The organism is Haloferax sp. S1W, from assembly GCF_044593955.1.
In the GTDB taxonomy this organism is placed as follows: Archaea; Halobacteriota; Halobacteria; order Halobacteriales; family Haloferacaceae; genus Haloferax.
Map to the genome: position 1 here is coordinate 2,935,317 of NZ_CP172595.1, position 22,214 is coordinate 2,957,530.

27 protein-coding genes are annotated in these 22,214 nt (G+C 63.5%); 11 read left to right on the forward strand and 16 right to left on the reverse strand.

Annotated elements, in window-relative coordinates; genetic code table 11:
* Positions 1-60 precede the first annotated feature (60 nt).
* The gene (gene yciH, locus ACH9L7_RS15325) at positions 61-354 is read left to right on the forward strand and encodes a stress response translation initiation inhibitor YciH (protein ID WP_007541796.1); all 294 of its coding nucleotides are present in this window, start codon (positions 61-63) and stop codon (positions 352-354) included.
* Positions 355-437: 83 nt separating this feature from the next.
* On the opposite strand, the gene ACH9L7_RS15330 is transcribed toward yciH, so the two are convergent.
* The 8 genes from ACH9L7_RS15330 to ACH9L7_RS15365 form a co-directional block, all read right to left on the reverse strand.
* A complete protein-coding gene (locus ACH9L7_RS15330; RefSeq protein WP_396611553.1) occupies positions 438-767 on the reverse strand; it encodes a rhodanese-like domain-containing protein in 330 nt (109 codons plus the stop codon).
* The gene (locus ACH9L7_RS15335; protein WP_396611554.1) at positions 768-1,355 is read right to left on the reverse strand and encodes an NUDIX hydrolase; all 588 of its coding nucleotides are present in this window, start codon (positions 1,353-1,355) and stop codon (positions 768-770) included.
* A gap of 45 nt (positions 1,356-1,400) precedes the next feature.
* A complete protein-coding gene (locus ACH9L7_RS15340) occupies positions 1,401-1,868 on the reverse strand; it encodes a DUF5809 family protein (RefSeq protein ID WP_396611555.1) in 468 nt (155 codons plus the stop codon).
* 24 nt (positions 1,869-1,892) lie between these two features.
* A complete protein-coding gene (locus ACH9L7_RS15345; protein WP_396611556.1) occupies positions 1,893-2,351 on the reverse strand; it encodes a DUF5810 domain-containing protein in 459 nt (152 codons plus the stop codon).
* 172 nt (positions 2,352-2,523) lie between these two features.
* Positions 2,524-2,877: a HalOD1 output domain-containing protein gene (locus ACH9L7_RS15350; protein ID WP_396611557.1), complete on the reverse strand. Its 354-nt coding sequence runs from the start codon at positions 2,875-2,877 to the stop codon at positions 2,524-2,526.
* Positions 2,878-3,055: 178 nt separating this feature from the next.
* Complete coding sequence (locus tag ACH9L7_RS15355; protein ID WP_396611558.1) at positions 3,056-6,277, reverse strand: GAF domain-containing protein; 3,222 nt, start codon at positions 6,275-6,277, stop codon at positions 3,056-3,058.
* A 105-nt stretch (positions 6,278-6,382) separates the two neighbouring features.
* Complete coding sequence (gene rimI, locus ACH9L7_RS15360; RefSeq protein ID WP_396611559.1) at positions 6,383-6,874, reverse strand: ribosomal protein S18-alanine N-acetyltransferase; 492 nt, start codon at positions 6,872-6,874, stop codon at positions 6,383-6,385.
* 192 nt (positions 6,875-7,066) lie between these two features.
* Positions 7,067-9,034 carry an aconitate hydratase gene (locus ACH9L7_RS15365; RefSeq protein WP_396611560.1) on the reverse strand — a complete coding sequence of 656 codons (1,968 nt, stop codon included), beginning with the start codon at positions 9,032-9,034 and terminating at the stop codon, positions 7,067-7,069.
* A gap of 224 nt (positions 9,035-9,258) precedes the next feature.
* On the opposite strand from ACH9L7_RS15365, the gene ACH9L7_RS15370 reads away from it, so the two are divergent.
* From ACH9L7_RS15370 to ACH9L7_RS15395, 6 genes are all read left to right on the forward strand, one after another.
* Positions 9,259-9,735 (forward strand): deoxyuridine 5'-triphosphate nucleotidohydrolase, encoded by a 477-nt coding sequence (locus tag ACH9L7_RS15370; RefSeq protein WP_396611561.1) that lies wholly within the window; start codon positions 9,259-9,261, stop codon positions 9,733-9,735.
* Positions 9,736-10,068: 333 nt separating this feature from the next.
* Entirely contained in the window at positions 10,069-11,307 is a 1,239-nt protein-coding gene (gene pan2, locus ACH9L7_RS15375) for a proteasome-activating nucleotidase Pan2 (protein WP_396611562.1), read from the forward strand.
* Positions 11,308-11,442: 135 nt separating this feature from the next.
* On the forward strand, positions 11,443-11,916 hold the full coding sequence (locus ACH9L7_RS15380) for a pyruvoyl-dependent arginine decarboxylase (RefSeq protein ID WP_396611563.1): 474 nt from the start codon (positions 11,443-11,445) through the stop codon (positions 11,914-11,916).
* Positions 11,917-11,945: 29 nt separating this feature from the next.
* Positions 11,946-12,224 (forward strand): hypothetical protein, encoded by a 279-nt coding sequence (locus ACH9L7_RS15385; RefSeq protein ID WP_396611564.1) that lies wholly within the window; start codon positions 11,946-11,948, stop codon positions 12,222-12,224.
* Positions 12,225-12,376: 152 nt separating this feature from the next.
* Positions 12,377-12,760 carry a DUF5811 family protein gene (locus ACH9L7_RS15390; RefSeq protein WP_396611565.1) on the forward strand — a complete coding sequence of 128 codons (384 nt, stop codon included), beginning with the start codon at positions 12,377-12,379 and terminating at the stop codon, positions 12,758-12,760.
* 125 nt (positions 12,761-12,885) lie between these two features.
* Positions 12,886-13,047, forward strand: a complete 162-nt coding sequence (locus ACH9L7_RS15395) for a hypothetical protein (protein ID WP_396611566.1) — start codon at positions 12,886-12,888, stop codon at positions 13,045-13,047.
* A gap of 58 nt (positions 13,048-13,105) precedes the next feature.
* Here ACH9L7_RS15395 and ACH9L7_RS15400 read toward each other — a convergent pair whose 3' ends face one another.
* A complete protein-coding gene (locus ACH9L7_RS15400; protein WP_396611567.1) occupies positions 13,106-13,408 on the reverse strand; it encodes a hypothetical protein in 303 nt (100 codons plus the stop codon).
* A gap of 105 nt (positions 13,409-13,513) precedes the next feature.
* Complete coding sequence (gene infB, locus ACH9L7_RS15405) at positions 13,514-15,316, reverse strand: translation initiation factor IF-2 (protein WP_396611568.1); 1,803 nt, start codon at positions 15,314-15,316, stop codon at positions 13,514-13,516.
* Positions 15,317-15,516: 200 nt separating this feature from the next.
* Between infB and ACH9L7_RS15410 the strand changes: the two genes are divergently transcribed.
* Both ACH9L7_RS15410 and ACH9L7_RS15415 read left to right on the forward strand, forming a co-directional pair.
* Positions 15,517-15,762 (forward strand): PRC-barrel domain-containing protein, encoded by a 246-nt coding sequence (locus tag ACH9L7_RS15410; protein ID WP_396611569.1) that lies wholly within the window; start codon positions 15,517-15,519, stop codon positions 15,760-15,762.
* 4 nt (positions 15,763-15,766) lie between these two features.
* A complete protein-coding gene (locus ACH9L7_RS15415) occupies positions 15,767-16,225 on the forward strand; it encodes an NOB1 family endonuclease (RefSeq protein ID WP_007541832.1) in 459 nt (152 codons plus the stop codon).
* Between the two features lie 110 nt (positions 16,226-16,335).
* Here the strand turns inward: ACH9L7_RS15415 and ACH9L7_RS15420 are convergent, their stop codons facing one another.
* Positions 16,336-17,073, reverse strand: a complete 738-nt coding sequence (locus ACH9L7_RS15420; RefSeq protein WP_396611570.1) for a lysostaphin resistance A-like protein — start codon at positions 17,071-17,073, stop codon at positions 16,336-16,338.
* Positions 17,074-17,150: 77 nt separating this feature from the next.
* Complete coding sequence (locus ACH9L7_RS15425) at positions 17,151-18,443, reverse strand: glucose-6-phosphate isomerase (RefSeq protein ID WP_396611571.1); 1,293 nt, start codon at positions 18,441-18,443, stop codon at positions 17,151-17,153.
* A 72-nt stretch (positions 18,444-18,515) separates the two neighbouring features.
* Between ACH9L7_RS15425 and ACH9L7_RS15430 the strand changes: the two genes are divergently transcribed.
* Positions 18,516-19,049: a hypothetical protein gene (locus tag ACH9L7_RS15430; RefSeq protein WP_396611572.1), complete on the forward strand. Its 534-nt coding sequence runs from the start codon at positions 18,516-18,518 to the stop codon at positions 19,047-19,049.
* Between the two features lie 56 nt (positions 19,050-19,105).
* On the opposite strand, the gene ACH9L7_RS15435 is transcribed toward ACH9L7_RS15430, so the two are convergent.
* From ACH9L7_RS15435 to ACH9L7_RS15445, 3 genes are all read right to left on the reverse strand, one after another.
* On the reverse strand, positions 19,106-19,789 hold the full coding sequence (locus ACH9L7_RS15435) for a TVP38/TMEM64 family protein (protein ID WP_396611573.1): 684 nt from the start codon (positions 19,787-19,789) through the stop codon (positions 19,106-19,108).
* Positions 19,786-20,484, reverse strand: coding sequence for a CDP-alcohol phosphatidyltransferase family protein (locus ACH9L7_RS15440; protein WP_396611574.1), 699 nt, complete (start codon positions 20,482-20,484; stop codon positions 19,786-19,788). Before ACH9L7_RS15440 ends, ACH9L7_RS15435 begins: the two co-directional genes overlap by 4 nt.
* Before the next feature lie 106 nt (positions 20,485-20,590).
* Positions 20,591-21,178 (reverse strand): GNAT family N-acetyltransferase, encoded by a 588-nt coding sequence (locus tag ACH9L7_RS15445; protein ID WP_396611575.1) that lies wholly within the window; start codon positions 21,176-21,178, stop codon positions 20,591-20,593.
* A gap of 115 nt (positions 21,179-21,293) precedes the next feature.
* On the opposite strand from ACH9L7_RS15445, the gene ACH9L7_RS15450 reads away from it, so the two are divergent.
* Positions 21,294-21,767 (forward strand): DUF5812 family protein, encoded by a 474-nt coding sequence (locus ACH9L7_RS15450; RefSeq protein WP_396611576.1) that lies wholly within the window; start codon positions 21,294-21,296, stop codon positions 21,765-21,767.
* Positions 21,768-21,797: 30 nt separating this feature from the next.
* Here the strand turns inward: ACH9L7_RS15450 and ACH9L7_RS15455 are convergent, their stop codons facing one another.
* Entirely contained in the window at positions 21,798-22,151 is a 354-nt protein-coding gene (locus tag ACH9L7_RS15455) for a hypothetical protein (protein ID WP_396611577.1), read from the reverse strand.
* Between the last annotated feature and the right edge of the window lie 63 nt (positions 22,152-22,214).

Below are 22,214 nucleotides of genomic sequence, written 5' to 3' on the forward strand. Positions count from 1 at the left end.
CGTCCGTGACAGTGGCTCCCGATACTGTTTAATATCCCCATCCTGTAACTCCACACTGTAATGTCGGAAGTCTGCTCGACGTGCGGGCTCCCTGAAGAGCTCTGCGTCTGCGAGGACGTCGCAAAAGAGTCTCAGGAGATCGTCATCCGCATCGACGAGCGTCGTTACGGAAAAGAGGTTACAGTCATCGAGGGATTCGACCCAAAGGATGTCGACATGGATAGCCTGTCGTCAGACCTGAAGTCGAAATTTGCCTGTGGTGGGACGGTGGAAGACGATTCCATCGAATTGCAAGGCAATCACCGCGGCCGTGTGGAGGACTTCCTCCGCGGAAAGGGGTTCAACGTCGCGTGACTGCACTCTAACTAAGCCCGTCGTCGAGTACTTTTCAGAGAATCACGTTCGAAGAGCGGCCGCGCCGGACGAGATGCCACGACCTACTCCTCGACGTCCGATTCGAGCGGGCCGTCCCACGCGTCGAGGCCACCGGCCATGCTCTCGATTCGAGCGTCGTTCGTCCCCTCGTAGGCAGAAAGCAGTCGGACCGCCTGCAGACTCGCCTCCCCGCGCGGGCAGACGGTGACGATGTGGTCGGCTTCCGAGAGGCGGTCGAGAGTGGAGTAGAGGTCGGAAAGCGGGACGTTCAGACTGCCGGGGATGTGCTGGAGGTCGAACTCTGGAGGTGTGCTCACGTCCACGACGAGCGGTGGGTCGTCGCTGTCGAGGAGTTCGGCTACCTCCTCGGGCGTGATTTCGCGGTCGACCACCTACAGCACCCCTTTCTCGCGAGCGAGAAGGATTCCCTCCATGGTCGCGTCGTTCGTCGGTGATTCGAGCGCCCGGTCGAGCGCTTCGTCGACCGGAACCGCGTGGACAGAGAGGAATTCGTTTTCGTCCAGGTCACGCTCGACAGGCGTGAGTCCCTCGGCGAAGACGAACCCGCGTCGGTGCCGGAGGACGCCGGTCGAACACCACACGTCGCCGATGACGGACGCGGAGTCGGCGGCGAATCCGGTTTCCTCGCGGAGTTCGCGGACAGCGGCGTCGCTAAAGGACTCGCCCTGTTCGACGATTCCGGCGGGGAGTTCGAGTTGCGTCTGCCGAACCGTCGGGCGGTACTGCTCGACGAATACGACCTGGTCGTTCGCGACGGCGACGACCACGACGGCCGTCGCCAGTTCGGCCCAGTAGTACCGTTTCGTCGTCCCGTTCGGCTGTTCGACGAGGTCGTATCCGCCGGTGAACCACCCCGTGTCGTACTCGGCTTTCGATTCCAGAACCGGCCACTCGGGCTCGGGGATGGGTTCGTGTCGGCGTCCGTCGTCGGAGGTTGGTTCGCGTCCGTCGTCAGTCATGAGTCTTCGTGGGTCGCCGACGGACTTGTAGCCGACGGGACGCTGTCAGTTCTCGGTCGGGGCATCGGCCGACTCGTTGGTATCCGTCTCTGCATCGAGAATCACCTCGCGGTAGATACGGCCGAAGGCGTTGCGCCGGAGTGTGCTCACGGCAGCGTCGCGTTCGTTTTGGAACGTCGTGGCGACGACCTGTTCGGCGAACGGAACCGCGTGCCACGCGACGCGTTCGACATCCGGATTTCCTAGTTCGACCACCTCGTACGCCGCGTGGTCGGCACACCAGTCGTCGAACTCCGTTCGCGACCCGACGTGGACCGCGAGCGACTCGGCGAACAGGGCGTTTCGAACCGTCTCGACCACGTCTCCGGTCACGCGCTCGCGGTACTCCTCGCGGTCGAAGTCCATCGCTTTCGCCGTCTCTCTGACGACGACCTGTGCGGTCGGACCGACGCGTTCGAATTCGCGCTCTGCCTCGGCAAGTGACTCGGGGGAGATGCTCCCGTGGGTCTCCATCACCACCCGATTCGGGGGCCGGACTTACGACTCTTTCTCGTCGTCGTCGTTCGACTCGGTTGCTTCGTCGTCACCGTCTTCGTCGTCGCCGTCTTCGTCGTCGTACATCTCTTCGGTCATCGCCTTCGCTTCCTCGAAGATTCGCGCGGCGTCGCCCGAGAGGTTCGCTTCCCCGCTGGAACCACCGAGTTGCTGTCTCCCGTGGTCGTGACTGTGGGTGTGGTCGTGTCCCTCGTCGAACGGCGACTCCGCTGGCTGGCGGTCGACCGTATCTTCGAACACCTCGTCGAATTCGCGCTCCTCGGCGTTCTCGGCGACGATTGGGCCGAGCGTGTCGGGGTTCATCGACGACCACGACGGTTCGTGTTCGTCTAGCCACGTTTCGTGGTCGTCGCCGTGGACGATAGCCTGCAGCGCGAGGTGGTTCGCCAGATGCGTCTCGTCTCGCTGCGGCGCGTCACAGACCGGACAGGCGTATCCCATGCTCACCGGTAGTGGGTGAACGTACCAAAATGCGTCGCAGTTCGTCGAAGGGGAAGGTAGCGGTTAGGGCCACTGCACCCGGTGGGTACAGCGTACCGACGGTGACCCCAACCGACCAATGGTGGTGATGGTTGTAGGTGGAGTGTGTGGTGGTGATACCGATGGGTTGATGCTACACGGAAGGTGCGACGATGACCGTTCCGTCGGCCCAGACAGTCACGTCGCAGGATGCGTACCGAAACCGGACGCGGCCGCGTGATGGTTGTTTGTTCCCACTCTCGGTCGGTGCCTCTGACATCGGTGCCCCGCCTGCCGGATGGAAAAGCCGGTGGAGGGCACCGGGGGATACAGTATCCGCGAGCGGTGGAAGTTCGAGTTCGTCGACGGCCAACGCCTGGGCGGTCGCCGTGACTATCGTCACTGCGAGTGTGTCCCGTCCGTCCCAATCGTGCCGTGCGACGACTTCGTCAGTCGTACCTGTGTTCCATCCCGCGTCGCTGCCCTGTATCACGCGTGCGTCGTCCATTGTTCGGTTCGCGTCGGCGTCTCGCCGACAGATGTCCCAATGTAGGTGGGAGATATATCGTTCGTTGCTATGTGGTTAGTACCCGTTTCGAACGGGACTCTAGGTACCTAGAGTGTTCGGTGAGATGAATGTGGTATCATAACATCTGTCACTCGATGCGGAACGCCCGCGGTGTGTCTCACTCGAAGAGTTCGTCGACGACCTTCCGCTCGGCGGCGCGAAGGTGGTACTGGAACGTCGGTGGACTGATATCGAGCGTTTCGGCGAGCGCTTCGGCGGTACTCCGGCGGGGCCACTCGTAGAACCCAGCGAGGTGGGCCGCTCGAATCGCCTCGTACTGCCGGTCGGTCCACTCGTCGCGAATCATCGACGCGAACGTCGTCGGCGACTCTGCCTGCTTCGTTTTCGTCCGTCGAGACAGGAGTGTCGTTCCGGGGTAGTCCGCTTCCAATGCTTCGACGAACGACCGGACGTGAATCCGCTCCGGCACGTCGACGGTCAGCATCGTCTGATGGCCGTCCGAACGAAGCTCTCGAAGCCTCGCCTCCGACGCATACAGCGTCTCGAAGAGCGCCTCTCGCGGAAGACGCAGTTCGAACAACCCGCCAGTGTCGGCCGACGAGAGCGGCCGAACCGCCGTCGCTACATCGGTACCCGCAGCGACCAACGCAGTGGGCTCCGCGTCCGAAGTGACGAACGCGATGAGCGAGCCGTCGGACTGCGGGATGACGCCCGTGAGGGTGACTTCGTGGCCGACGCGGCGTGCCAGCCGAGTGAACGACAGGCGGTCGCTTCCGAGTTTGACTTCGACTTCGGCGCGGCGCTCGGTCAGCATCGCTCCCCCACGTCCTGTCGCGGCGACGGCGTAGGCGACCGTATCACCCAACTCTTCGAGCAGCACCCGGTCGCTGTCGGTAAAAGCGTCTGTGGTGGTCCCGTGGACGACGAACAGCGCTTCCACTCTGTCGTCGGCAACAGCCGGAATAACTGCGAGCGAGCGGAAGCCGTAGGTGAGTGCGTCGCCGCGGTGGCTTCCCCACGCCGGGTCGTCGAGCACGTCGGCGACCGTCTGCATCGACTTCGTCTCCATGGCTCGTTCGAGAAGTCCGGCGAGCGGGTCCGTGTTCGCAACTTCACCGAGGCGGGCAGCGTAGGCGGTGTCGGCTCCGTGGACCGCGTCCGGCCGCGGGTCGAACTCACCCGCCGTCTCGTGAGGTTCGAGGTGCCAGACGACCGCGTACTGGTCTGTGCGGGCCAGATGTTCGCCGACCGCCGCGAGCGCGTCGCTTCGGGTCGGCGCTCTGATGAGCGACTGATTGATGCTCCGAATGGTCGTGTTAATCTGGTCGATTTCTCTGAGCGCCTCGTTCTGCTCGGCGAGTCGCTGGTCGCGCTCGCGCAACTGGTTTTCTGCTCCAATCCGTTCTAGTAACTCCTCGACGGTCGCGGTGAGCACGTTCACGAGTTCAACGTCGACGTCGCTCGGCGCGACGGTTCCGGGGTGGCCGGTGACGAGAATTCCGTGTCTGCCCAGTGGGGCCGCGATGACGCGTTCGACTCCCTCGACCACGCCGCCGTCGGGTGCGACTTCGACCACGCGAACCTCGCCAGCGACGAACGCGTCCCACACGCCACCGTCGCTGATGCCGCCGTCGAGCGGCTTGTTCCCGAGACCGGTGCCCGCTTCGCCGACTCTGGTGAGGCCGGTGTTCGCATCCTCGAAGACGAACAGTTCCGTCCGGGCGTCGCCAAGCACTTCGTCGCAGGCGCTGGCCGCGGCTTCGAGAATCGTCTCGCGGTCCGACGACCGCATCATCTCCCGGATTCGCTCGTGTAAGGTCGCCAGCAACCGCTCGTAGCGATGACGGGCTGTCACGTCGCGAAGGACGCCGACGGACCCGACTTCTTCCCGGTCGACGACGAGGGGCGTCCGGTGGTCTTCGACGCGAATGGTGGAGCCATCCTGCGCCGTCAATTCGAACTCGACAGTTTCGCCAGTCCCCGCGGTGAACACGCCGTTGGTCTCGTCGACTGCTTCGCGCCCGTCGGTGAGCAGACTCACTGGCGACCCGATAATCTCCGCGCTCGAATGCCCGGTGAGGCGCTCGAACGCCGGGTTGACGGCGGTAAACCGCCCATCGCTATCCAGCGCGTACACGGCGTCGCCGACGGTTTCGAGCATCCGGGCGTACTGCTCGACTTCGGCTTCGCTCTCGCGCTGTTCTGTGATGTCCGTGAAGTAGACAGACAGTCCCGTCTCGGAGGGATACGCTCGAACCGCGTACCACGTCTCCGTATCGACCGCGTACGCTTCGAACTGTCTCGGTTCCTGTGTCCGCATCGCCGCCTCGAACTCTTCTCCGAACGACCCGGACGACGGGAGGAGGTCGCGTATGTGTCGGCCGAACAGGTCCGCGGCGGATTCGCCAATCACGTCCTGGGCGGTGGAGTTGACGTACGTCAGTCGCCACTGCGTATCGAACGCCATCACTCCCTCGTCGATTCGCTCTAACACCTCCGAGAGCGCGTTTCGAAGTTCGTGGCGGTCGACTGCCGCGCCGATGATTGCCGCGATGTTCTGCAAGAAGTGTACGTCGTCGTCGGTGAAGCGACCGTCGCCAAGCGCGTGGACGCAGAGAACGCCCCATCGGTCCGTGTCGACACCGATTGGAACGCTCATTCCGCTTTCGACGCCGGGTGGAACGATACCGTCGAGCGGGTCGAATCTGTCGTCGGACCCGAAGTCGTCGACGACGAATGGTTGGCCGCGCTGGAAGGTTTCCGAGACGAGCGACCGCGCAGTCTGGTCGGGAACCGCGTCGATATGCCCTGCGACTGTCTCCGACGCGCCAGCGATGCGGAAGCAGTGCTGTTCGTCGATACGTTCGAGTATCAGCACCGACTCCGCGCCGAGCACCTCACCGACGCGGCGGACGACCAGTTCGAACACCTCGTCGAGATTCATCGTCGTCAGCGCGCGGGTCCCGACTTCGGAGACGACGCGCTGCTGAGCGAGGCGGCTGTGGTGCGACCGCTCGACGCGCCGGTCGGCGATTGCTCGCTCGACTCGGAACCCGAGCCACGCCATCGTCTCGGGGTCAGTGTCTCTGTAGACGTAGTCGGTCGCGCCCGCGTCGATGGCGGCTTCCATGCCCGCTTGGTCCTCACTTGCGACGATAACCGGGAGACCGCCGTCGTGACGGCGGATGTCGCGCAACAACGCCAGCCCGCTTCCGTTCCCAAGTGGGGTGGTGATGACGACGCAGTGAATCCGACTCTGCGCGGCCAGCAACTCCGCGCGCGCCGCTCCAGCGTCCGTGACGTGACGAACCGATGGGTCCTCGATGTGCGCACCGAGTGACGACTCGAGCGACTGGACGAACCCGCGGTCATCACTCACACAGAGAACTGTGCTAGACGACAACACGTTCGCTATACGGAGCGATGTATGTTAAGCACTACCATGGGGCAGGGCGTGGACTATCCCAGAGATTCGAGGGACAGACTAGTTCACAGCCGTCCACTCGTCGATGTCGAGGACCATGATGTAGGCGTCCTCGCCGTTGGCGTAGTAGCCGGGGGCGCGTCTCGCCGGGCGGAAGCCGACGCTTCGGTAGAGTTCGACCGCCGTTTCGTTCGAGACGCGAACTTCGAGTTTGACGACGGCGGCACCGGTCATGGCCATCTTTGTCAGTGCAGTCGCGAGCAGTCGGCGGCCGAGTCCCTGTCCGCGGGCGTCGGGGCGAACTGCGAGGTCCTTGACGTGGCCGATGTCGTTGCCGTGGTTCGGCATCACGTCGCCGACGACGAATCCGAGAACCTCGGTGCCGCGGGCCGCGACGAGAAAGGCGGGTTCGTCGACGAACAGTTCGAACGCCGAGTACGGCCACGGCTCTTCGAAACAGGTGCGCTCGATGCGGAGCACGTCGAGCAAATCGGCGCGTTCGACCCGCCGAACGACCACATCGTCGCGGCGAGCGTCGTCGAAACCCGTCACGCGCGCCGCTACGCGATGAGCATGGAAAAACACGGCGACACCGTACGTTCTCATCGGCCACCGGTCGCCTGTCACTGCCGAACGCGGTCGGTGGGGTGCCGAATGCCGTCACTCAGGAGTTGCGTGCGACTCGTCAGCAATCGAACGCCGTCGCTCAGCAGTCGAAAAATGTGAGACGGTGTGGGTGCGGAGTTAGTCGTCCGCGGGGGCAGCGCCGCCCTCAGCCTGCTGCTTCGTGAGGGTGAGCTTGCCACCGGCCGCGAGGATGTTGCGCTCGCGTTCGGATGCGTGGAGTTCCGCCGTTGCTTCCCAGTCGTCGTTCACGCGGACGGTGAACTCTTCCTGACCGGATTCGACTGCGGCGGCCACGTCGTCGACGATTTCGATGTCGTCGCCCTGTTCGATCTTCGCGTAGGTCTCCTCGTCGATGGAGAGAGGGACGATACCGAAGTTGAACAGGTTCGCCTTGTGGATGCGAGCGAACGACTGCGCGAGAACGGCCTCGATGCCGAGGTACATCGGACACATCGCGGCGTGTTCACGCGAGGAACCCTGACCGTAGTTCTCGCCCGCGACGAGGACGCCGGACTCGGCTTCCTTGGCGCGCTGGGCGAACGTCTCGTCGACACGCGAGAGCGTGAAGTCCGAGAGGCGCTCGATGTTCGAGCGGAACTTGAGGATGTCGGACGTCGCCGGGATGATGTGGTCCGTCGTGATGTTGTCCTCCATCTTCAGGAGCGTCTCACCGGAGATGTCGGCACCGAGCGGGTCCTGCAGCGGGACCTCGCCGATGTTCGGGCCCTTGATGAGGTCGTCGTCGATGGCCTCGTCGGCGTAGATGAGGTCGGACTTCGACCCGTCGTACTTGTCGGGGAGTTCGATGCCGGGCGCGTCGAGGTCGCCGAGTTCGTCGGCGAGGTCACGCGGGTCGACGATTTCGCCCTTGAGGGCGGCAGCGGCCGCGACTTCGGGCGAACAGAGGTAGACGCTGTCGTCTTCGATGCCGGAGCGACCCTCGAAGTTGCGGTTGAAGGTGCGCAGCGAGACGGAGTCGGAGGCGGGCACGTGGCCGATACCGATACACGGACCACAGGTCGCCTCGGAGACGTTGACGCCGGCCGCCATCATCTCTGCCGTCCAGCCCTTGCGGGCGAGCATCTCGCCAGCCTGCTTCGAACCGGGCGCGACAATCATTTCGAGGTGCTTTGCGACTTCGCGGCCCTCGACCATCTTCGCGGCAGGGAGCACGTCCTCGTAGCCGCCGTTGGTACAGGAACCGACGATGACCTGCTCGACCTTCTCGCCAGCGACTTCGCGGACGGGCACCACGTTGTCGGGCATCGACGGGCAGGCGATGAGCGGTTCGAGGTCCGAGAGGTCGATGACGATTTCGTCGGCGTATTCCGCGTCGTCGTCGGCCGTCATCTCGACGTACTCGTCGCCGCGACCCTGGCGTTCGAGGTAGTCCTTGGTCTTTTCGTCCGTCTCGAAGATGGACGAGGTTGCGCCGAGTTCCGTCCCCATGTTGGTGATGGTCGTTCGCTCGGGCACGGTGAGCGACTCAGCACCGGGGCCGGTGTACTCGAAGACCCTGCCGACGCCGCCCTTGACGGTCTCGCGGCGGAGCATCTCGAGGATAACGTCCTTCGCGGTGGACCATTCGGGGAGTTCGCCTTCGAGGCGGACGTTGACGACTTCCGGCATCTCGACGTAGTACGCGCCGCCACCCATGGCGACGGCGATGTCGAGGCCACCCGCACCGATAGCGAGCTGGCCGAGGCCACCGGGCGTCGGCGTGTGCGAGTCGGAGCCGAGGAGCGTCTTGCCGGGCGCGGCGAAGTTCTCCTTGTGGACGTTGTGGCAGATACCGTTTCCGGGGCGGGAGAAGTGGGCACCGTATGTCCCGGCCGCAGAACGGAGGAAGCGGTGGTCGTCCGTGTTCTTAAAGTCGAACTGGTAGGTCTGGTGGTCACAGTACTGGGCGGCGAGTTCGGTCTGTGCCTCGTCGAGGTCGAGTGCCTCGAACTGAAGCCAGACCATGGTCCCAGTCGTGTCCTGCATCAGAACCTGGTCGATTTCAATTCCGATTTCCTCTCCGGGGGTAAGGTCACCCTCGACGAGGTGGTCCGAGAGAATCTTTTCCGTGAGCGTCTGTCCCATAACATCCGATTGTCGATGGGCCTCGAATATAAATCCCGCGTACTTCCCTATCTTCGAACGTGAAGGATATCGCAGTCTGACGGTTTCTATCGTCTAAGGACGATTAAACTCCTTGTTGGTTGCCCCATGCCACTTGTCATCAGACAGATTCTAGTGACAGATTCGTTTCGAGGTGTCCGGCGAAGTTCGGCATCGTTTTAGACGCCGTGGACTCGCATCCGACTATGTACCGTGCCGGTTCATTCGTCGCACAGCACATCACGCCGGTCTCCGACGACCAGGTCCAACCGAACGGCGTCGATTTGACGCTCGAAGCGCTCCTCGAACAGGTCGAACCCGGCCGCATCGGCCGCGAGGGGAAGACTATCGGCGAGCGTCGCGCCCTCGACTTCGCCGACCCCGAAACCGAGACGTACCGCCTCGAACCGGGTGGATACGTCCTTCAGTACGCGGAGACGGTTCACATCCCCGAGGGTCACGTCGGCTACATCTACCCCCGGTCGTCGCTGATGCGGAACTCCTGTATGCTGAACACGGCCGTCTGGGACGCCGGATACGAAGGAAAGGGTGAGGGTCTCCTGCAAGTCCACCATCCCATCGAACTCGAACGCGGTGCCCGAATCGCCCAAATCGTCCTCGCTGAGGCGACCCACGACGACACCTACGACGGGAGCTATCAGGGCGAGCGCACCACGCAGTAACACGGCTGAACGAATCAGGGGTAGGAAGTCGAATTCGATACTCTCGCACCTATCAGTTGCGTCGAACCGAACGTCTCGTTCAACCGACGTTCTCCCAAATGACGAACTCGTTTCAAGTTCTCTTCCCACGTAGGTACCAGTGCGGAGGGGATACGTCCGGGCCGAGCGAGGGGCGACCTGTGGACAACCCGCCTCCGCGTTTTCCTCCCTCTTGGTCGAGACCGTCGACCTGTGGGACCATTTCTCAGTGTGCTTGAGGCCGCTATTTCCAAACACGTGTTCTCCGACCCAAAGGCACATTTACGCGCGAACCCAAATTTGGCCCACTAACCGATGTCACGGAGTCCATCTCTTCCAGAACGTCCTCATCTCGATCTGGACCCCGACATGTCGGAGGCAGAGCGTCTCTCTGCGCTTCGGCAGCATTTCGAACGCATGGTCGAGGTCAACCGTGAACTCGACGAACGCCTCCAGGCGGTCGACGAGAAGCGGGCCGAACTGGTCGACGAAGTCGAACAGATAAAGGCGCGCAACGACGCGCTAAAAACCGCCTCGTACTACATCGCCACTGTCGAGGAGGTGACCGACGACGGCGTCGTCATCAAACAACACGGCAACAATCAGGAGGTGCTGACGGACCTCGCACCGAACCTCTCGTACGAGGAACTCGAACCGGGAGACCGCGTCGCCATCAACGACTCGTTCGCCATCCAGACCATTCTGGACGACGAGACCGACGCCCGCGCGCAGGCGATGGAAGTTGTCGATTCGCCGACAGTCTCCTACGACGATATCGGCGGCCTCGACGAACAGGTCCGTGAGGTACGCGAAGCAGTCGAGCAACCGCTCGAAAACCCCGAAATGTTCGAGAAGGTCGGCATCGACCCACCGTCCGGCGTCCTCCTCTACGGGCCGCCGGGGACCGGCAAGACGATGCTCGCAAAGGCCGTCGCCAACGAGACCAACGCCTCGTTCATCAAGATGGCCGGGTCCGAACTCGTCCAGAAGTTCATCGGCGAGGGCGCTCGCCTCGTCCGCGACCTGTTCAAACTCGCGGCCGAGCGCGAACCGGTAATCATCTTCATCGACGAAATCGACGCCGTCGCCTCCAAGCGGACCGACTCGAAGACCTCCGGCGACGCCGAGGTCCAGCGAACCATGATGCAGTTGCTCTCTGAGATGGACGGCTTCGACGACCGCGGAGAGATTCGCATCATCGCGGCGACCAACCGCTTCGACATGCTCGACGAGGCGATTCTCCGCCCCGGCCGGTTCGACCGTCTCATCGAGGTGCCCAAGCCCAATGTCGAAGGCCGCCGCCGCATCCTCGACATCCACACCCGCGACATGAACGTCGCCGACGACGTGGACTTCGACGCCCTCGCAGAGGCACTGGACGACTACTCCGGCGCGGACGTTGCCTCCCTCACCACCGAAGCGGGGATGTTCGCCATCCGTGACAACCGCACCGAAGTGACCGAGGCCGACTTCCACGCGGCCCACGAGAAACTCGAAGAAGTCGAAGAGTCCGGCACCGGTCCCATCTCCGGATTCACCGACTATCAGTACTGACTCGGCCCGAATTTCCGCCGACACTATTGATTCGGCCCCAAATTCACCCCTGAATACCGAGAGGACCCCGGCTTTACTTCCGTCCCACCCGGTCGCATCCGTAACTCCCTTTTTAGCTGGCGCGTTCGTTCAGTCATGAGCATCATTCGCGTCGTCCGCGGGGTCGGTACGGCCCCGACGGAGATGGCGTCGTACGACGCCGCCCTCGCCGCCGCAAACATCCACAACTACAACCTCGTCGCCGTCTCGTCTATCGTCCCGGCGGACGCAACGGTCGAAGAAGTCGATGCCGCGCCCGACCTCGGCCCCGCGGGGAACCGCCTGACCGTCGTGGAAGCGCGCGAGACGACAGCCACGCCCGGTGAGACGGTCGTCGCCGGTCTCGGATGGGCAACCGGGTCCGGCCCCGGTCTGTTCTACGAAGCGTCCGGGACGGACGAGGACGCCGTCCGAGAGGCAGTCACCGACGGTCTTGCCGCGGGTCGCGGGCTTCGAGAGTGGGACTTCGACGATGAACAGGTCGCGCTCACGGCGGCCGAACACGAGGGCGACGGCTACACGACCGTCGTCACGATTGCGGCGTACGGCGACAGCAAATCTATCTTCTGAACCCTCCTCCGTCGCCTTGTTCGACGTTAGTGTGTGACCGACGCACTAATTACGGCCACCTCCAGACCGCCAAAGGACTGGTGTTCGTGACGCTCTCTGCGGGTCTCGTCTACACACTTGTCAAGCGGAGCCACGACGAACTCGCGCAGACTGCATCTCGCCTCGAAACGCCGCTTACACACACGACTGGAATCGCTCTGTGGCCAGTGTGGGCCGCCGTCGAAGCATCGGGCGGTTCCCTCGATGTCGAAACCCTGTCGCCCCGAGGAACCGTCGTCTCGCTTCGCGTCCCCACGACCGCGTCGTGATTCGATTCGGTACTCGCTCAACTCACTCGATGCCCTCTCAGCCTCACTTGATGTCCGTGCAGACCACTGGTTGCCCCTGCCACGGTTCGTGGTAGCAGCAGTCACGGATGACGACGGGTTTTTACACGTCCTCCCCGTAGGCAGGACGACTGATGAACGGGAACAACCCATATGCGGGCGCTCCCGGCGTACCTGGTGCCGGTCAGACGTCTGGCGGCGTCGAACTGACCCCGGAGCAGATGGACTCGCTCCGACGAGCCGTCGCCGGCATCGTTTCACGGACTGAATCGTACCTTCCCGAAGGGTTCGCCGTCGGGTCGGAACTCTCGACGACGACCGGCGGCCCGATGGCGACGGTGGCCGTCCACCCGCCAATCGGCCACCCCGTCAGCGCCGGGTTCTCTCCCGATACCGACGAACTCGACGCCGGTCTCACGGACGATGACCGCGACGAAGTCGCCCGCGGACTCGCCGCCAGCGCCGCGTTTCAGGTCATGAGCGCCGTCGGCGACGATATCACTCCGGCGGCTCGATAACGGCCGTCTCTCACTGTTTCGACCTGCGTTCGTCCTCCGACAGACTTCCGAGACCATTCTGTCGGTCACTCTTCACTCGTCGGAATCGCAACAACTCACTTCACCCGGAAGCGCGTAGATGACGTATGGACCCACTCAAGCAATATGCAGACGAGATTGGGCCGACCGCGATTATTCTCATCGGGTTGATTCTGGTCATCATCCCCGAACCCGCGTCATCGGCCTTCGGCTTCGGGTTGATGCTGTTCGGCGCGGCCTACTGGATATGGGAATGGAATCGTCCCTGAGTGATTCGAGCGGGGAGAACGCGTTCGCGGCGCGGGTCCGGTGAGCAATCCGCCGCAGTCAGATACCTCGGTAGCGACGCCCCGATGCAGTCGTTCCGTCTCTGTCCGACTCACTCGGCGTCTCCAGACCAGTGTCGGGGGTCGACCGCCGAATCGACCCGGTTGGTGCGGCAACGAACAGCCCATAGGCGAGGACGAGTGCCGATACGAACCCCCCGGCACCGGTCGTCAGTGAGAGCGGTTGGCCGGTCAATGCCCCCACGGTGACTCCCACAAAGAGCGGAAGCGGGAGCACCGCGAGGATGAAGTCGTACCGTGTCTCCGAGACGATGCTGTCGCTATGGGATGTTCGTTTGCGCATGATTCCACCTCACAAGAGAGTATTGGATGCGAGAACAAATTTGTTACGGCGCAGTCGGTCGATTAGGGGTTGTTTTGAGGCTTCTCGTCGAACTTCGAACGACCCTTACTTCCCCCAGAAGGGGTCGCGTCGCCGATGCTTTTCGAGGTAGCCCGAAAGCGCCTCCAGTTCGTCCACGGGGATGTCGTCGCGGAGTTCTTGTTCGAGAATCTTCGCGTGCTTCTCGGGGAGTTCAATCCAGAGTTCGTCGCCCTCGTCGATTTGACGGCCGACGGTCGGGCCGTCGATAGCGACACTGACGCGGGAGCCAGCACGGGCGCTCGACACGTCCTCGCCCTGTTCTTGAATCCCGGAGAGTTGGCCGACGCGATTCGGCTCGCCGTCTTCCCACTTGACGACGTTCATGTTGTTCTTGATGGTCCCGGACATGACCTCGACGCCGACGACGGCGGGGTTGTTCTGCCGGAAGACGTGGTCTTCGAGGATGCGGAAGCGACACGGGCGGACGATTTTGTCGAGGATGGTCTCCTGCTGAGCGCGCTTCATTTCGTCGACGAACTCCTCGTACTCCTCGACGAGTTGGTAGATAACGTCGTCGTCGAAGAGTTTCACGTCGGTCGTGTCGAGTTCATCCCGTGCGTTCGAGAGGACATCCACGTTGAACCCGAGGATGACCTTGTGCTCGGGTTCGCGGGCGGTGGAGGCGACGGCCACGTCGCGCGGGGCGATGTCACCGACTTCGGCGCGGAGGATGGGCACTTCGGCCTCCTGAAGCGCGTTCGCCATGGCTTCGAGGCTACCGAGGGTGTCGGCTTTCACGACGACGCCTTCCTCTTCGGTCGTGACTTCGATATCTGCGAGTTCCGCTTCGACTTCGCGGATAACCTCGTCTACGTCGCGGTCGCCGACGACGCGCACCGGGGCACCGGCCATCGCGTCTTCGAGGTCCGGGGCGGCAATCTTGACACCCGCCGCGGCGCGTACCTCCTCGACCTTGTCGAATCGCTTCTCGGTTCGAATCTCGGCGTTCGGTCGAGGTTGCAGCAGGGCGCGAACTTCAGTCACAATCGGTTCGTTCGCGCCGCCGACGACGATAGTGTCGCCCGCGCGGATGGTTCCGTCGTAGAGGACCACGTCGAGAGTGGCACCGAAACCACGTTCCTCCTTGACTTCGAGGACGGTCCCGTAACCGGGACCGGCCACGTCGATGGCCATCTCGTCTTTCATGTAGCGCTGCGAGAGGCCCATGAGGACGCCGAGGAGGTCCGGAATCCCCTCGCCGGTCATCGCGGAGACGGGGACGACGCCGATGTTCTTCTGGAAGTTCTGGACGCGCCAGTAGAAGTCCGAAGAAAAGCCCTTGTCAGAGAGTTCGCCGATGAGTTGATAGAGACTCTCGTCGAGTTTCGATTTCGCCCGCGAGGACTGCGATTCGAGCGATTTCTGGATTGGTTCACCCGTCTGTGGGTTCCATCCCGGCGTCGTGTCGACCTTGTTGGCAGCCACGATGAAGGGCGTCCCCGTTCGTTTGAGGATGTCGATGGCCTCTTCGGTTTGCGGTTGGAAGCCGTCGTTCACGTCGACGACGAGGATGGCGATGTCGGCCAGCGCGCCACCGCGAGAGCGGAGGGTGCTGAACGAGTGGTGCCCCGGCGTGTCGATGAAAAGCAGTCCAGGCAGGTCGAAGTCGTCGGGATTGACCAGGCTGCCAGCCATCTGCGAGACCGTGTCTAACGGCACCGCGGTCGCGCCGATGTGCTGGGTGATGGCACCGGCCTCCCCTTCACTCACGGCCGACCCGCGAATCTTGTCGAGGAGACTGGTCTTCCCGTGGTCGACGTGGCCCAGGACCGCCACGATGGGTGTGCGAAGCGTATCGGATTGTGACGTCGAATCAGTATCGGACATGGAGAATCGCCCCGGAGAAAGTTCCTTACGCGAATCGAGTCGGTGACTCAAGTTAAGTCCATCGTCACGCCCGCCCGCGAGGCGCGCTATGTGATAACATGGTGTTCGGGGGCAGATTCGGTCCGTCAGTGCTGTCAGTCGTCGGCCACCCGTCAGACGCCCCCGTGGCGTTTATGTGAGGGGACGAGGAAGGTCCGTGCATGGCCGATATACTCGCCGAGAACCTCTCCGGAAAGGCTGTCATGGGGTCTGACGGGACGGAACTCGGGATGCTGTACAACATCACGATGAACCTCAAGTCGGGGACACTCCACGACCTGCTCGTCGAGCCGAACGAACAGATCACGCCCAGTCGCGTCGCGTTCGACCGGGACGACCGCGGTCGCTTCCGTATTCCTGTCAACCGCGTGCAGGCAGTGAAAGACTACATCGTCGTCCAACGCTAGGTAGATGCGGATTCTTGACACGTCTGCGTTCATCCACGAGTATCACACCGACGACGAGACGGCCTCCATCCCGCTCGTCAAAGAGGAACTCACCGGCGAGCACGCCTTCCGGTTCGACGCGCTCGAAGGGGCGGGCATGTACGTCCACATCCCCGGACAGGGCACCGTCGACAAGGTTCTCCGCGCTGGCGGGGAAACCGGCGACAAGGGTGTCCTCTCAGAGACTGACGCCCGTCTCATCGCCGCCGCGTTCGAACTTGACGCCATCCTCGTCACCGACGACTACGCGATGCAGAACGTCGCCGAACACCTCGGCGTCGAAGTCGAAGTCATCGCGCAGGACGGCATCGCCGAGCAGCGAGACTGGAAGTTCCAGTGTCAGGGCTGCGGCCGCGAGTTCGACGAAGACAAAGAGCGCTGCCCAATCTGCGGGATGGGTCTCTCGCGGAAGAACCCGGCGTAAGTCGGAGCGACCGTTTTCGCCCCGGAGACCGTCAGCAGCTATCGAGAGCCGAGCGTCCGGAATCGACGCCGACTCGGCTTCGTTCTCCGAAGGCAGGTCCGAAACCCGAACTAAATCAATCCGGTCGTCTGCGCGTAACTCGCGAGGAACTGGACTGCGTTGAACAGGCCGTGTGCCACCGCCGCGACGACGAGGTTCCCGCTTCGTTCGTAGATGAGCGCGAGGACGCCCCCGAGGACGAACACCATTCCGAGCGAGACGACCGCTCCCGGCCCCGAAAAGGACCACACGTGAATCGAGGCGAAGACGGCGCTCGACAGGACGATGGCCGGAATCGGTCCCCAGAGCCGTCGGAGTTCGCCGAAGGCGATGCCGCGGAAGATGAGTTCCTCCGCCGGGCCGACGAGGACGATGGTGACGACGGTCAGATAGAGGAAGTACATCGGGCTTTCGGCACCCTGTTGGGCGATAACGCTGTCGCCGCTCTGGACGTTGAGGACGTTCATGAGCGCCGTCGCGCCGAGGTAGACGCCGAAGAGAGCGACGAGGCCGCCGCCAATCCACAGGAGGTCGCGCTTCGTCGGCGATTCGAGACGGATGAGTTCCCAATCGTCTCGCGCGGCGAGATAGCCGAGGCCGACGACGCCGAATCCGACGAAGGTTCCGGCGCTCTGTATCGCGGCGAGAAGCGGGTCCGAGGAGGCGAGGAATCCGCTGCCGAGTCCGTGTGCGATGGACCCGAACACCGCGCCGACGATAAGCGTGAGGGCGACGACGATGATGATGCCCCCGTACGTCTGTAGGTGGTCGGACACCGTCGCCGACGAGCGGGCGGTATCGTGTGCCATTGGACTCTCTTCGTAATCGTGTCGGATAACCGATTCGGGTCGATTCTCGTGCGTCGTCGCCCGCGGAGCAACCGAGTCTATTCGACGACCAGTTTTTCCTTGTCGGCGACCGCGTCCGCCTCTTCGAAGTCGCCGCCGCCGAGCAGGCCGCGGGCGGCGCGCTTGCCCCACTCGACCGCCGGTTGGACGAACGTATCCACGCTGGCGAGTTCGCCGTACATGACACACGCGGCTTCCATCGCGTAGAGGAGTTCACCCAGTCCGTACTCGTCCACGCGGTCGATTTCGATGCGGACGTTCGGCCGCCCGGCGGCGACGAGGCTGGCTTCGGTCGCCTCGAACTCGGCGTCGAGGAGTTCGCCGAGCGACGACCCGCCGAGGTACGCGAGGCCGTCGAGGTCGGTCTCCGGGATGGCCACGTCGTCGCGCTCGGTGGCGCGGACGAGCGTCACGAGTTTGTCGTTCGGACCGGCGCGGTACAGTTGCAGTTGGGAGTGCTGGTCCGTCGCACCGAGGGCACGGAGTGGCGTCTGGCCGAGGCCGTCCTTGCCGAGCGATTCGGCCCACAGTTGCGCGAACCACTCGGAGAACGTTTCGAGGGATTCCGCGTAGGGCATCATCGCGTTGGCGGACATGCCGCGCTCGGTGAGGGCGAAGGAGACGGCTCCGTAGGCGTAGGCGGGCGAGTCGAAAAGCGAGTCCGAAAGGCGGGCTTCCTGCGCTGCCGCACCCTCAAGGACTGCTTCGATGTCGTGGCCGCAGATAGCCGCGGCGGCGAGGCCGACCGTCGAGAGAACCGAGAAGCGTCCGGGGACGCCGTCCGGGACGGGAAGCGACGGGAGGTCGTGTTTCTCCGCGAGGTCGCGGAGGTTACCTTCCTCGCCGGTCGTGACGAAGGTTCGGTCGGCCCAGTCGACGCCTGCGTCGGCCATCGCTTCCTGCACGACGAGGAAGTTCGCCAGCGTCTCGGCGGTCGTACCGGAGCGCGAGACGACGTTGACGACGGTCTTCGAGAGGTCGAGCGAGTCGAGAAGGGAGTCGACCGCCTCGGGGTCGACGTTGTCGAGGTAGTAGGCGTCCACGTCGCTTTCGAGGGCGTCGGTGAGGGTGGCCGCGCCGAGGGCGCTCCCGCCGATGCCGACGGTGACGATTGCGTCGGGGTCGTCGAACCGGGAGACGGCGTCGCGAATCGCGGCGGGGTCGGTGCGGCTCGGGAGGTTCAGCGCTTCGTAGCCGTGTTCGCTGTCGGCGCGGCCCTGCTCGATGCGGTCGTGCGCGGCGGCGACGCGCTCGTCGAGGCGTTCGAGAGACGCTCGTGAGAGGCCGTGGACCGATGCCGTATCGAGGACGTTGCCGAGGTCGACGTGCATGCGAAAATGCGCGTCGTCCGGGGTGAAAACGACACCGGTCGCTTTAATCGCGGCCACTCCTAACAGCGACCAATGGTAGACGACTACGGCGGCGTCTTCGGGGCGTTCCCGTACGCGTTCCGGCACAGCGAGTCGTGGGTGTTCAAACTCTACGTCCTCGTGGGTGCGCTCGCGTCCGGCATCGTCTCGTTGTTCGTCGTGTTCGGACTGGTGGTGCTTATCGGACAGACTGCCGCCGTCCCCGGTGGGGCGCTCACCCTCTCGCGGTCGTTCTACATCCTCGTGGGACTGTTCCTCGTCGCACCACTCGTCGCCCCGGTACTGTTCGTCGCGCGTCGCCACCGCCGGACTGGTTCGGACCGCCGCTACGACCTGAGTCTCGCGCTCACTGGGTTCGTGTTCCTCGTGTCGATATACGTCGGACTGGTCATCTCGGTGCCGACGAACCTCCAGACCGCGCCCCAGCCCTTCACGCTCGGTCCGGTCACCATCTCCGCGCTCGTCCCGGTCGTCGAACTTCTCTACGACCTCCCGCCGCTATACGGCCTCGTTCCACCGACCGCGTGTGCCCTGCTCGTCTACGCGGTTCACCGCGTGCTTCGGTAGTCGAATTCGAATTCTCCTTCAGTACGTCCGATTGGTCTCGGCTTCGTATTTGAACCTCACCCGGCCAGCGCGGCGAGTTCGTCGCGGTAGACGTACACCACTCCCGTGGCGACGAGCGCCGCGGCGACGAGACCGGCCGCGGTCACGTAGTCGGTGCTAGCGGCCTGCTCGCCCGCGACGGCCGCGAGTGCGAAGGTCGGAAGCCGACCAACTGCCACGAGGGCGAGAAGCGTCCGCAGGCGAACCGGTGACAGGCCGACGATTGCGCAGAGCGCGTCGTCGGGAAACGTCGGGAGGAGAAACAGGATGAGTAGTCCAGTGACACCCTGTCGCCGTGCGAAGTCGTCGAACCGATTCAGCACGTCGTCGGCGACGACGCGCTCGACGAAGGGACGGCCGATTCGGCGCGCGACGAGAAAGACGACAGCACTGCCGAAGAGGACGCCGAGCATGCTGTACGCCGTGCCAGCGATGCCGCCGAAAAGGTAGCCACCGACGGCTGCGAGTGCTTGCCCCGGAATCGGCGCGAGAATGACCTGTGCGGTCTGTATACCGATGAATAGGGCCGGTGCGAAGGGACCGGCGGCGACGACAACCTCTCGAATCCACGTCGGGTCAGTGAGCGACGGGACGAACGCGGTGAGTGCGAGTGTCGCGACGAGCAGGACGAGCGAAAGGGCGAGGAGTCGGGCGAGGGCGGCGTTCCTGTCCTCACGGGAGGCGAAGACGCGCTGAATCACAGGAGGCCGAACTCCAGCGCGAGACAGAGTGCGATAGTCACCGCGCCCGCAACACCAACGAGCAGGTGTCCCACGTCGGTTTTGTACGCTTTGTAGTCCGACGTCATAAGCGGGCAGACGGCGACGATAGTCGCGCCCGCGACCCACCCGTTCCAGACGGGGACGAACTGAAACAGGAAGTAGTTCGCAAGCACGACGAGATGCGTGTGGACGACGGTCGTCCCGTGGTAGTAGGAGGTTCCAGACTCGTCGCCGAAGCCCTCGCTGTTGTGGCGGATGAGGCGCAACCCACCGAAGGTGAGGACGACGAACCCAACGACGGCGCTCACGACGGCGTTCGGAGCCAAGACGACGTGATACAGAAGCGCCGCCGACACGAGGTACGTGAAGATGTCGATGAAGGAGTCTATCTGTCGGCCAAACGCCGAGGTGCTGCCGGTCTTTCGTGCGTAGTAGCCGTCGGCCTTGTCGAAGGCGAACCCGACGAGAACGGCGACGATTGCCCAGTTCGGCTCGTTCGACACGAACAGAAGCGCCCCGACCCACGCCCAGAAGAGCGCCCCGAGACTCAACCAGTCGGCCCCTCCGAGTCGGGAAATCATGTTCTCACCCGTCGACGACCGCACGACCTCGTTGGCGCGTGCATCGAGTGTGTCCAGTCCCCCGCGAAGCGCTGACCTGAGTTCGTCCGTCATACCTCTCTACGCGACTCTCTCGACCGACAAAGTATAAATTTAATCTCTATAGTATATATTTATTTCAGAACTATATACAAATGTTCCCGAACAGAGCGCTCAATAGCTACCGTGGGGTCACAGAGACAGCGCGGCGTCGCCACGGACCGACACGGTAGTACGCCCGCGTTCGTTCGACACGGAAGTCGTTCGCCTCGAAGGTCCACTGCGATGGTCGATTGTCGCGCGCGACGAGTGCGTGGACGGTGTCGGCACCTCGTTTCTCGGCTTCGTCGACGGCGCGCGAGACGAGCGCCGTGGCGATACCCCGGTTACGCGCCGCGGGCGCGACGAACACTCGGCGGATGTACCCACCGGGAATGTGGAGGTCCCTCTCCAGCGGTTTGATGTGGTACGTGAGTCCGGGGTCGCCGAGAAACAGGTAGCCGACGAGCGAGTCGCCGTCGAAGGCGCAGACAGCCTGTTCGTCGTCTCTGAGTTCGAAGAACGCGTCGTACGTTCGTTCGTACTGTCGGGCTTCGTCGGATGCGAGCGTCCGTCTCTCGACGTCGGCGTCTGGGTCGCGGATTGGGCGGTCACCGCTCGTCTCGGTGACGTACTCGTCCATCTGTGTCGCCGTCACGCCGTGGGCTTTCAGTGCCTCGTAGACGCGGCGCGCCGTCTCGGTCCGGGTCAACCGCCAGAGCGCGGGCATCGTCCGACGGGTCGGTGCCGCGGGAGAAAAGCCCACCGCAGACTGTGATAAACACTCGCAAACCGCGTCGTCAGCGCCCGAAACGGGGAAAAGGCCCGATGGTCAAAAGAGGGTAATGACCGAGTCCGAACGAACGGGGACGTTCCTCGTGACCGCGGCCGACGACGAGTCGGCGGTGCTGAAAGACGTACACTCCGGGCAGGTACACACGCTCTCGTCGAACCCCGGCATCACCGAGGACGAAGCAGTCCGCGGAACTGTCGCCCCCGACCCACCGATGAACGTCTCGTGGCAACTCGTCGAAGTCGAGACGCGCTGGACCGTCTCCATCGAGCGCTCGTCTGAGTCGCCGACGGCGAATTCCAAGGATATCGCCAGCGACAGTGCTGATGGCGAACTCGTCACACAGGAGCGCGCTGGCACGGGCGAGATTCACGTCCTGTCGGTCCCTGACGACCTGACCGAACAGGCGGTCGATGACGTCCTCGACGACCGCGAGGGGCTGCTCTCGCGGGCCGCCCGACTCGGCGTGAACTGGGTCGAAGTCCGCTCCGCTCCGGGCGTTGTGGCTGTCCGCTACATGCCCTGAGAAGGAGGCGCTCCTGTCTGCGAGAGGGACCTACTGTTTTCGCTGCTCGCCGGTCGACGAGGCCGGACCGTCCTTACTCTGGACGCACCAGCCACCGTTGACGCTCCCTTCTCGCTCGACGAATTCGAGTTCCGTCTCCGAGGTGAGCGCCGTCGCGCCGGTCGGTTCGAGGTCTTCGACGCGGAGCGTGAGCGTCAGTGAGTCGCCGCAACACCCTACGTCGAGGAACTCCTCCCACTCGTCGCCGACGGTGACCTCGTCGTGTACCCGGCGCAGATAGTTCACGAAACGGTCGGCGGTCAACTGGTCGTACCCCCACGCGCTCAGTTCGTCGGGAAAGGAGACGACGGCCTGTGTCGCCACCAGCGTCGATTCGGTCGACATGTATCACGATTATCGGTCAAAGAGTATGGGTTTATCGCGGGTTCGCCGGGTGTGCGTCAGACC

Excerpts from the sequence above, each read along its gene's own strand:
- ACH9L7_RS15340 (WP_396611555.1), bottom strand. The coding sequence starts at position 1,868 with ATGGAGACCCACGGGAGCATCTCCCCCGAGTCACTTGCCGAGGCAGAG.
- ACH9L7_RS15365 (WP_396611560.1), bottom strand. The coding sequence starts at position 9,034 with ATGGGACAGACGCTCACGGAAAAGATTCTCTCGGACCACCTCGTCGAG.
- yciH (WP_007541796.1), top strand. The coding sequence starts at position 61 with ATGTCGGAAGTCTGCTCGACGTGCGGGCTCCCTGAAGAGCTCTGCGTC.
- ACH9L7_RS15380 (WP_396611563.1), top strand. The coding sequence starts at position 11,443 with ATGAGCATCATTCGCGTCGTCCGCGGGGTCGGTACGGCCCCGACGGAG.
- ACH9L7_RS15425 (WP_396611571.1), bottom strand. The coding sequence starts at position 18,443 with ATGCACGTCGACCTCGGCAACGTCCTCGATACGGCATCGGTCCACGGC.
- ACH9L7_RS15430 (WP_396611572.1), top strand. The coding sequence starts at position 18,516 with ATGGTAGACGACTACGGCGGCGTCTTCGGGGCGTTCCCGTACGCGTTC.
- ACH9L7_RS15400 (WP_396611567.1), bottom strand. The coding sequence starts at position 13,408 with ATGCGCAAACGAACATCCCATAGCGACAGCATCGTCTCGGAGACACGG.
- ACH9L7_RS15415 (WP_007541832.1), top strand. The coding sequence starts at position 15,767 with ATGCGGATTCTTGACACGTCTGCGTTCATCCACGAGTATCACACCGAC.
- ACH9L7_RS15335 (WP_396611554.1), bottom strand. The coding sequence starts at position 1,355 with ATGACTGACGACGGACGCGAACCAACCTCCGACGACGGACGCCGACAC.
- ACH9L7_RS15420 (WP_396611570.1), bottom strand. The coding sequence starts at position 17,073 with ATGGCACACGATACCGCCCGCTCGTCGGCGACGGTGTCCGACCACCTA.
- ACH9L7_RS15350 (WP_396611557.1), bottom strand. The coding sequence starts at position 2,877 with ATGGACGACGCACGCGTGATACAGGGCAGCGACGCGGGATGGAACACA.
- ACH9L7_RS15395 (WP_396611566.1), top strand. The coding sequence starts at position 12,886 with ATGGACCCACTCAAGCAATATGCAGACGAGATTGGGCCGACCGCGATT.
- ACH9L7_RS15345 (WP_396611556.1), bottom strand. The coding sequence starts at position 2,351 with ATGGGATACGCCTGTCCGGTCTGTGACGCGCCGCAGCGAGACGAGACG.
- ACH9L7_RS15450 (WP_396611576.1), top strand. The coding sequence starts at position 21,294 with ATGACCGAGTCCGAACGAACGGGGACGTTCCTCGTGACCGCGGCCGAC.
- ACH9L7_RS15390 (WP_396611565.1), top strand. The coding sequence starts at position 12,377 with ATGAACGGGAACAACCCATATGCGGGCGCTCCCGGCGTACCTGGTGCC.
- ACH9L7_RS15440 (WP_396611574.1), bottom strand. The coding sequence starts at position 20,484 with ATGACGGACGAACTCAGGTCAGCGCTTCGCGGGGGACTGGACACACTC.
- ACH9L7_RS15445 (WP_396611575.1), bottom strand. The coding sequence starts at position 21,178 with ATGCCCGCGCTCTGGCGGTTGACCCGGACCGAGACGGCGCGCCGCGTC.
- ACH9L7_RS15455 (WP_396611577.1), bottom strand. The coding sequence starts at position 22,151 with ATGTCGACCGAATCGACGCTGGTGGCGACACAGGCCGTCGTCTCCTTT.
- ACH9L7_RS15410 (WP_396611569.1), top strand. The coding sequence starts at position 15,517 with ATGGCCGATATACTCGCCGAGAACCTCTCCGGAAAGGCTGTCATGGGG.
- infB (WP_396611568.1), bottom strand. The coding sequence starts at position 15,316 with ATGTCCGATACTGATTCGACGTCACAATCCGATACGCTTCGCACACCC.
- ACH9L7_RS15370 (WP_396611561.1), top strand. The coding sequence starts at position 9,259 with ATGTACCGTGCCGGTTCATTCGTCGCACAGCACATCACGCCGGTCTCC.
- pan2 (WP_396611562.1), top strand. The coding sequence starts at position 10,069 with ATGTCACGGAGTCCATCTCTTCCAGAACGTCCTCATCTCGATCTGGAC.